The organism is Chitinophaga sp. (assembly GCF_036569125.1).
Lineage (GTDB): Bacteria > Bacteroidota > Bacteroidia > Chitinophagales > Chitinophagaceae > Chitinophaga.
In genome coordinates, this window is the sequence record NZ_DATCRF010000748.1 from 1 (window position 1) to 8,047 (window position 8,047).

Sequence of the window (8,047 nt, forward strand, 5' to 3'; positions counted from 1 at the left end):
GGCCCATACAGCGCTTCCGCATTACAGCGGTAATCATAATCGTATACTTCATGCACCCGCCATTGGGGATGTGTAACCTCATATACTGAGGTAAGGGTTGGGCCGCTTTGCGTATACCCCCAGTAGTGTTCCGTAATAAATTCAGCTTCGCCGCCGGGTATAATAGCGGCAGGGGCTGCGGCTGCATTGGCTTTCAGGAAGTTCCATTCATTGCCTACCTTCCATTCATAGGCCACGTGTAAAGTATTTTCATCCGGCGAATGCCAGCGGTGCCGCATAGGCAGGGTAGCATACTTTTCTTTATACAAAGTATTGGCTACAAAAGTGATCAGGTGTTTGGGCACCAGCTCCTTAATGAATACCACACCGCGTTTCCAGCTATTGCCTTCTTTGTAACGCACATAAAAACGCAGGTTCACCTCCTCAAATGTGCGGTGCATGGGAAAGCCAATACCTTTTACTTTGGTATCCTGGAAAAGGAAACCCACAAGACTTATGTAGTAGGTGTCGTTCCAGGCATCCAGCTCCGTACGGTGCGGCACATATTTTTGCAGCAGGGCAGGCGTAACCGCAAAATTGATCATGAGCAAATTGCGCCATTGTGCTGTGAGAAAAGGTTTGGCCATGTGTTATTGTTGTTTGCTGATCACCTGCTGGTAATACTTGCACACCTTTCTTAAACCGCATTCCCCGCATTTGGGTGTGCGCGCCACGCAAATGTAGCGCCCGTGCAGAATGAGCCAGTGGTGGGCAATATGTACTTTTTCCTTAGGAATGTATTGCAGCAATTGCTGTTCCGTTTGCAGCGGTGTTTTGGCGTTGGTGGTTAAGCCTATCCGGGCCGATACGCGAAACACATGCGTATCTACCGCCATGTTGGGCTGCTGGTGCACTACGGAGGTGATCACATTGGCTGTTTTGCGTCCTACACCCGGCAGGGTTATCAGCTCAGCTACCGTGGCCGGTATTTCCCCGTTAAAATTATCCACCACCATATTGGCCATGCCAATGAGGTGCCTGGTTTTATTGTTGGGATAACTGATGCTTCTGATGTAAGGGAATAATTCGTCAAACGTGGCTTTGCTTAAGGCATAAACGTCGGGATACTTTTCAAAAATGGCAGGGGTGGTCATATTCACCCGCTTATCGGTACACTGTGCAGACAGGATCACGGCTACCAGCAGCTGGTAGGGATTGTCATAGATAAGCTCCGTTTCGGCATTGGGTGCGTGCTCTTCAAAGTAGTGCAGCACGAATGCGAAGCGCTCTTTTTTCGTCATGCTGTAAAAATAGCTTACAGCCAGCAAATTGCAATTATTTCACGTTGGCTTGTAGTACCGGCTGTTGCCTCTTAGCCTTTTTTCCGGGCGTGCTCGAAAATAGCCTTTAGGGTTTCAGCGCGGGGAGAGAACTTAATCGTGTTCAAAGCCTTTTTGGTTTGGGTATGACAAACCCGCTCCTCACGGGGGAGCTCCTGATCTTTAGACATATCCTGAAAATTGTTTTTGCTATCAGCCACAGAACGTAAAACAGCAGAGAAGGATAGAGTAGAATTGCCCATGCAAATTTGTTTTAATACAATAAACTAATATTCAGCTTAATAACGGATAACACGCGGAATCTATTGTTAAGGTATAGCAATTTTTTAGAAAAGTGCAAGCTTATTTATCTGTGGTGGCTTCTTCCCTGATAATGAACAGGTCTTCATTATCCTTTTTCATCAGGTATTGTTCCCGGGCAAATTTTTCCAGTTTTTCGGGGCTGGAAAGCAGCTCCCGTTGTTCTTCGCGGGTTTTGTCTATTTCCGTTCTAAAAAATGCTTTCTGGGACTCCAGCTTGTTCACTTCAGTTTGTAACTGGTACTGGGAGAGCAGGTTATTACGGTCCAGGAAACCCAGCCATATTACAAAAGCTGCAATGGCTATCACAAACTTGTTGCGCAGCAGCGGGTGTATTTTTATGGACCTGGGTAGTGTCAAAATGTTCTGTTTAGGTGGCAAAGGTCTTAAAAGATCCGGGTTCTGGGATAACCCAGGACCCGGACGTATTGACCACTAAAATTGAGATCTGGTTTATTTCTTACCAAATTTAACGGATTTTCCCGGATAAAAGCCAACATTACCCAGCGCTTCCTCAATACGCAGCAGCTGGTTGTATTTGGCCATACGGTCGGTACGGGAAGCAGAACCGGTTTTGATCTGTCCGCAGTTCAGGGCTACGGCCAGGTCAGCGATGGTAGTATCTTCCGTTTCGCCGGAGCGGTGGCTCATGATGGAGGTATAACCGGCTTTGTGCGCCATGTTCACCGCATCAATGGTTTCTGTTACAGTACCGATCTGGTTTACTTTGATCAGGATGCTGTTGGCAATATCCTGGTCAATACCTTGTTTCAGGCGTTTTACATTGGTTACGAACAGGTCGTCGCCTACCAGCTGTACAGTGCTGCCTACAGCCTGGGTCAGTTTTTTCCAGCCGTCCCAATCATCTTCAGCCATACCGTCTTCAATAGACAGGATGGGGTATTTCTTACACCACTCAGCCCAGTAAGCAACCATTTCATCGCTGCTGATCACTTTCTGAGAGCTTTTGTAGAATTTGTAAGTTTTGTCAGCGTCGCTGAACATCTCGCTGCTGGCAGCATCCAGGGCAATGCCTATCTGCTCGCCCGGTTTGTAACCGGCAGCTTCAATAGCCTGCAGTACGGTTTCAATCGCTTCTTCGTTGCTCTGAATATCCGGCGCAAAACCACCTTCATCACCTACGTTGGTGCTGTAACCTTTCTTCTTCAGTACGGATTTCAGGGTATGGAAGATCTCAACACCCCAGCGCAGGCCTTCAGAGAAGGAGGATGCGCCTACCGGGATGATCATGAATTCCTGGTAATCGATCTTGTTATCAGCATGCACGCCACCGTTCAGGATGTTCATCAGCGGCAGGGGCAGGGTAGTTGCGTTTACGCCGCCCAGGTAGCGGTACAGGGGCAGGTTGCTTTCTTCAGCAGCAGCCTTGGCTACGGCCATGCTCACAGCCAGGGTGGCATTAGCGCCCAGTTTGGCTTTATTGGGGGTGCCATCCAGATCGATCAGCATTTTGTCGATGCCTGCCTGGTCATTTACATCCCATCCGGCCAGTTCTTCTGCAATGATCTCGTTCACATTTTTAACAGCCTGTAATACGCCTTTGCCTACGTAAGTTTTTTTATCGTTGTCACGCAGTTCTACGGCTTCGTGCTTACCGGTAGAAGCGCCGGAAGGTACGGCAGCACGGCCAAAATGACCATCTTCTGTAGTGATGTCTACTTCTACGGTAGGATTACCACGGCTGTCTAAAATTTGCCTGGCATGGATCTCTGAAATGGTACTCATGGTTTTACTATTAGTGTTTTAGGATTGATTGAAGAAGTCAATTGTCCATGGTCCATAGTCCATTGCCTTTTTCGCAAGGCTGCTGACACGTGTATATTCTATGGACCGTGGACTATGGTCTGTGGACCGTTTTCAATTCGTTAGCTGCCGGAAGATGGCTTCCAGGCTTTGTGAATTGCTCTGCAAAGAAAGGATGTTCCGGTTATTTATCAAAGCAAATTGCAGCAGGTTTTTACGTACTGCCTCTACATTACCGGTAAAAAGCTGCCAGGTATTACCCTCGCTGCCCACCACCCGCGTTACTTCCGGCAGCTGTTCCAGGGCGGCCGCCTCTACCGGCTCCCCAAAAGTTACCTGTATATAACCGTTGCCGGCCTGGCGCTGCTGCAGGTTTTGCAGGGTATCGTCCGCAATCAGCTGACCTTTGTTAATAATGATCACCCGGCTGCACATGGCTTCCACTTCCTGCATAATATGGGTGCTGAGTATAACGGTTTTGTTGCTGCCCAGGTTTTTGATCACCTGCCGTATATCCGCCAGCTGGTTGGGATCCAGGCCGGAGGTAGGCTCGTCCAGGATCAGCACTTCAGGATCGTGCAGCAGGGCCTGGGCCAGGCCTACACGTTGTTTATATCCTTTGGAAAGGGCGCCTATCTTCTTTTTGCTTTCCGGTTCCAGGCCGGTGAGCGCTATTACGGTACGGATGCGTTCTGCCGCTGCATGGCCCAGCTGGTGCACGTTTGCAATAAAGCTAAGGAACTCTTTCACATACATATCAAAGTAAAGGGGATTGGCTTCCGGCAGGTAACCCACGCGCTTGCGCACTTCCAGCGGGGCTTTGCTTACATCAAACCCGCTTACCAGGGCTTGTCCGCCGCTGGGCGGCAGGTAGCCGGTTATCATTTTCATGGTGGTGGATTTGCCGGCCCCGTTAGGTCCCAGGAAACCTACAATCTCTCCTTTGTTCAGGGAAAAAGAAATGTTATCAACCGCCTTTTGTTCACCGTATGTTTTACTAAGTTCAGATACCTGGATGGACATGGTTTTATATTGCGGGTACTAAAGTAAAAAAATAAGTTCAGAGTATGTTAGGGAGTATTTTTGGCCTCCATTAACAATTCGTTATCAATTGTTTAGCCGATTTTTAGCCCGGATATCCAAAAATGTTATAATTTTACGTCTACAATTAACATGAAACACAAGATGTAATCAACCGTAATTATTCCTAACCTGATACCTTGAGGCGTATTTAATTTTAAATGACCCGAATCGTGTACCTATACCTGCGTCTATTCTATTAAATCACTCACCCCTGGTAAGTTAACGTAACCCAGCCTAACTGGACAATACTTCAATAATCCTTATGCACTAATGGCAAACTTTCTTAAGAAGGCGTTGGGCCTGTTTGTGGAATTTGAGCCCAATGAATCTTCATCATCTAAAGCGGAGGGAAACCTTGCGCAAAAATTCCCATTGGGTAACATCAAAGGTCAGCCGGCCGTAGCTATGAGCGAGGCGGATATTGACAAATTTGAGCAGCACTTTTCTGCACTCTTTGAGCGCAGTAACCTGCCCGGACCAGACTATTTTGAGTTCTGGAAAATGATGGAAACCCTGGAAGCACATGTACCGGACGAAAAAACACGGATGGCGGCCGTATTTGCCACGCTGAGCGTGCAGGGGCTGAACAAGCAGAAACTGCTGGAAACAGCCGCACAATACAAAACCATCGTGGAAAAAGACCGTGCTGACTTTGAAAAAGCTGCCAATGAAAAAGCGTTGGCAGAAGTACAGGGCCGCCAGCAGCAGCTGTCTGACCTGGAGAAAAAGGTAGCGCAGAACGCGGAAACCATTAAAAGGTTAACCGAAGAGATCACTGCTGCCCAGCAACAAATGGGACAAATGAAAGCGCAGATCTCAGAACAGGAGCAGAAGATTGCGGGTAGCCGTCAGGGTTACCAGCTGGCCTGCAATGCCATGATTAATAAAATAGAAACTGATTTGCAGAAAATACAAACATCCCTTTAACCTAACATCCCAAAAAATTATGGAAACACAGTATTTCCCTGCACCTGCAGGGCAAAAGCTAAAGTCATACTGGAACCGGCCGGGTGGTAAGTTTGGTCTTATCATCGGTTTGGGTTTACTGGTACTGATCGGTTATTATGTAGTGCCCATCCTCACTAAAGTAGTATGGAACACGCTCAACTTTGGTATAGCCCTGGTATCCCTGGGTTTATTCCTGTACGCTGTTACACACCGTAAGCTGCGCTTAAGCCTGTTTTACCTGTATGAATGGCTCATGAAAAAGCTGGTAGGCATTGTTATAGAGCTGGACCCCTTCATTATAGCAGAAGACTATGTGCAGGATATGGAAAAGCAGCGTGAAAAGCTGTATGAGCAGTCTATTGAAGTAGATGGGCAGAAGGAGAAGATCGACATGAAGATCAAAGAAAAGGAAAAAGAAGCCAACCAGTTGATGGCACGCGCCAAAGCTGCGCAGGATAATAACATGCTGCCGGAGCTTGGTAATGCTACCCGCCAGATAGCGCGTATCAAAGAATACATTCTGCAACTAGCGCCTATACGTGATAACCTGGCCAGGATAGGCGACTACCTGACCAAGGTGCACAAGAACAGCGGCTACATGATAGAAGATGCGCGGAATGAGCTGGAGTTGAAAAAAGACCTGTACAAATCCGTTACATCCGGTAACAAGGCGCTGACCTCTGCCCTGAAAATATTCAAGGGCGATCCGGAGAAAAAGCTGATGGTGGAACAGTCTATGGAATTCCTGAAAGAGGATATTGCCACTAAGTTATCCAGTATGAAAAAGGCCATTAACTACTCAACGGATTTTATGCGATCCATTGACCTGGATAACGCTACCTATGAGCTGCAGGGTTTACAAATGCTGGAATCCTTTGACCCGGATACCACTTTCCGCCTGGATACCCAGAAGTGGACACCTGCGCCGGAGAATCAGCGTATGCCCGGTACCGTTGCCAAGGATAATTACAACGATTTGCTGAGTTAAATGCTGAATGCGCAAAGCAGAAAGCATAAAGCACAAAGCAGGCGCGCAGCGCCGAACATTATCTAAAAAAAATTATAAGCTGAAGCAAAAAGGCAGGAAGCCTTAAGCCTTCAGCGTAACAAACTAAATAATTTAAAAATGTCAATGAAAGTAAAACCTGGGGGTAAAATATTACTGATCGTATTATTACTGGGAGCTATTTATGCAGCAAAAGTATTGTGGTGGGATAAGCGTCCCCAGGAAGCAAAAGCAGCTACCGATATCGGAAAGGTATCTCTGCCGGATGCACCCGAAGCATCTTTAAGCAAGAATGCAGTAATGATGCCCCTACCCGGGCAGGACGAAGCGCTGAACGGCGGCACCAAGATCGTATGGAAAATTATGGCCTGGAACTCACAGTTCCCCGTAATGTATGCCAATGGCGGCGCTAACACCACCAAAGGCTCCCTGCTGGATAAAGCCAAGCTGCAGCTGACCCTGGAACGCCAGGATGACTGTAACAAGTCTATTGCCGACATGGTGAAATTTGCACAGGAGTATAAGAATAATCCGAATGCAGCCGGTGTGTTTGCCTCTTTCATGGGCGATGGTATGCCTATGTTCTTTGCGGCTTTAAGCAAAGAGCTGGAGCCCCTGGGCCCCGACTACCAGCCTATTGCATTTTATGCCATGGGTAAAAGTTATGGTGAAGATAAGCTGATGGGCCCTTCCGACTGGAAGCGCGATCCCAAGAATGCATTAGGTAAAACAGTTGCCTGCGTACTGCGCGACGGTGATATGAACATTCTGCTGAAATGGGCCGGCGATAACGGTTTGCGCGTAAACCCGGATGAAACCTCTTACGACCGTAATGCCGTAAACCTGGTAGCTGCTAACGATTTCCTGGATGCCGGTAATAAATACATTGCCGGTTATTCTGAGAGCCGTAAAATGATCATAGATGGTAAAAAAGTAAGCCGCGATACTACCGTAGGCGTAGACGGCGTTGCAACCTGGACACCCGGCGATGTGAATGTGGCGCAGAAAAAAGGCGGCCTGGTGAACATTGCCTCCACCCGCGAGTATGCCTCACAGATGCCGAACATCACCATTACTATTAAAAAGTTTGCGTACGACCACCGTACGGATATAGAGAACCTGATCATGGCGCTGTCACAGGCCGGCGACCAGGTGCGTTCTTTTTCGGAAGCCAAAGCCTTTGCTGCAGATGTTTCTGCCAAAGTGTATAACGAGCAGAATGGCGCGTACTGGCTGAAGTACTATAACGGTATGGAGGAAAAAGATGCGCAGGGCATTAATGTAAGCCTGGGCGGCTCTATGGCCTTTAACCTGGCCGATGCTGCTAACCTGTTTGGCTTAGGTAAAGATGGGCTGGACCGTTACAAGATCGTGTACAACACCTTTGGTGATATCATCGTGAAAATGTACCCGGAGCTGATCCCTACTTACCCTGTGTATAATAAAGTGATCGATAAATCTTTCCTGACCTCCGTAGTGTCTAACCACCCTGAGCTGCTGGAAGGTACGGCTATCAAGGAAACCTATGCACCGGAGATCACCCGCGAGGTATCTTCCAAATCATACGAGATCCAGTTTGAAACGGGTAGCGCTGTGATCAAACCAGCCTCTTATACTGTGCTGGACG

The 8,047-nt window shown here is 47.8% G+C and carries 9 protein-coding genes; 3 read left to right on the top strand and 6 right to left on the bottom strand.

What is annotated here, in order from left to right; translation table 11 throughout:
* The 6 genes from VIM87_RS27650 to gldA form a co-directional block, all read right to left on the bottom strand.
* Nucleotides 1-626, bottom strand: a 626-nt coding sequence (locus VIM87_RS27650; protein ID WP_332000116.1) for a DUF2071 domain-containing protein, incomplete at its 3' end; no start/stop codon positions are given.
* Nucleotides 627-629: 3 nt separating this feature from the next.
* Nucleotides 630-1,280, bottom strand: coding sequence for an endonuclease III (gene nth, locus VIM87_RS27655; protein ID WP_332000117.1), 651 nt, complete (start codon nucleotides 1,278-1,280; stop codon nucleotides 630-632).
* A 71-nt stretch (nucleotides 1,281-1,351) separates the two neighbouring features.
* On the bottom strand, nucleotides 1,352-1,561 hold the full coding sequence (locus VIM87_RS27660) for a hypothetical protein (protein ID WP_089920476.1): 210 nt from the start codon (nucleotides 1,559-1,561) through the stop codon (nucleotides 1,352-1,354).
* 100 nt (nucleotides 1,562-1,661) lie between these two features.
* On the bottom strand, nucleotides 1,662-1,979 hold the full coding sequence (locus VIM87_RS27665; RefSeq protein WP_332000118.1) for a septum formation initiator family protein: 318 nt from the start codon (nucleotides 1,977-1,979) through the stop codon (nucleotides 1,662-1,664).
* Nucleotides 1,980-2,072: 93 nt separating this feature from the next.
* Nucleotides 2,073-3,365 (bottom strand): phosphopyruvate hydratase, encoded by a 1,293-nt coding sequence (gene eno / locus VIM87_RS27670; RefSeq protein WP_332000119.1) that lies wholly within the window; start codon nucleotides 3,363-3,365, stop codon nucleotides 2,073-2,075.
* Between the two features lie 132 nt (nucleotides 3,366-3,497).
* Nucleotides 3,498-4,406 carry a gliding motility-associated ABC transporter ATP-binding subunit GldA gene (gldA, locus tag VIM87_RS27675; RefSeq protein ID WP_332000120.1) on the bottom strand — a complete coding sequence of 303 codons (909 nt, stop codon included), beginning with the start codon at nucleotides 4,404-4,406 and terminating at the stop codon, nucleotides 3,498-3,500.
* 330 nt (nucleotides 4,407-4,736) lie between these two features.
* Between gldA and VIM87_RS27680 the strand changes: the two genes are divergently transcribed.
* The 3 genes from VIM87_RS27680 to VIM87_RS27690 form a co-directional block, all read left to right on the top strand.
* Nucleotides 4,737-5,393, top strand: coding sequence for a hypothetical protein (locus tag VIM87_RS27680; RefSeq protein WP_332000121.1), 657 nt, complete (start codon nucleotides 4,737-4,739; stop codon nucleotides 5,391-5,393).
* A gap of 19 nt (nucleotides 5,394-5,412) precedes the next feature.
* Entirely contained in the window at nucleotides 5,413-6,402 is a 990-nt protein-coding gene (locus tag VIM87_RS27685; RefSeq protein WP_332000122.1) for a hypothetical protein, read from the top strand.
* 144 nt (nucleotides 6,403-6,546) lie between these two features.
* Nucleotides 6,547-8,047 (top strand): hypothetical protein (locus VIM87_RS27690; RefSeq protein ID WP_332000123.1); only part of this gene is annotated, 1,501 nt, incomplete at its 3' end.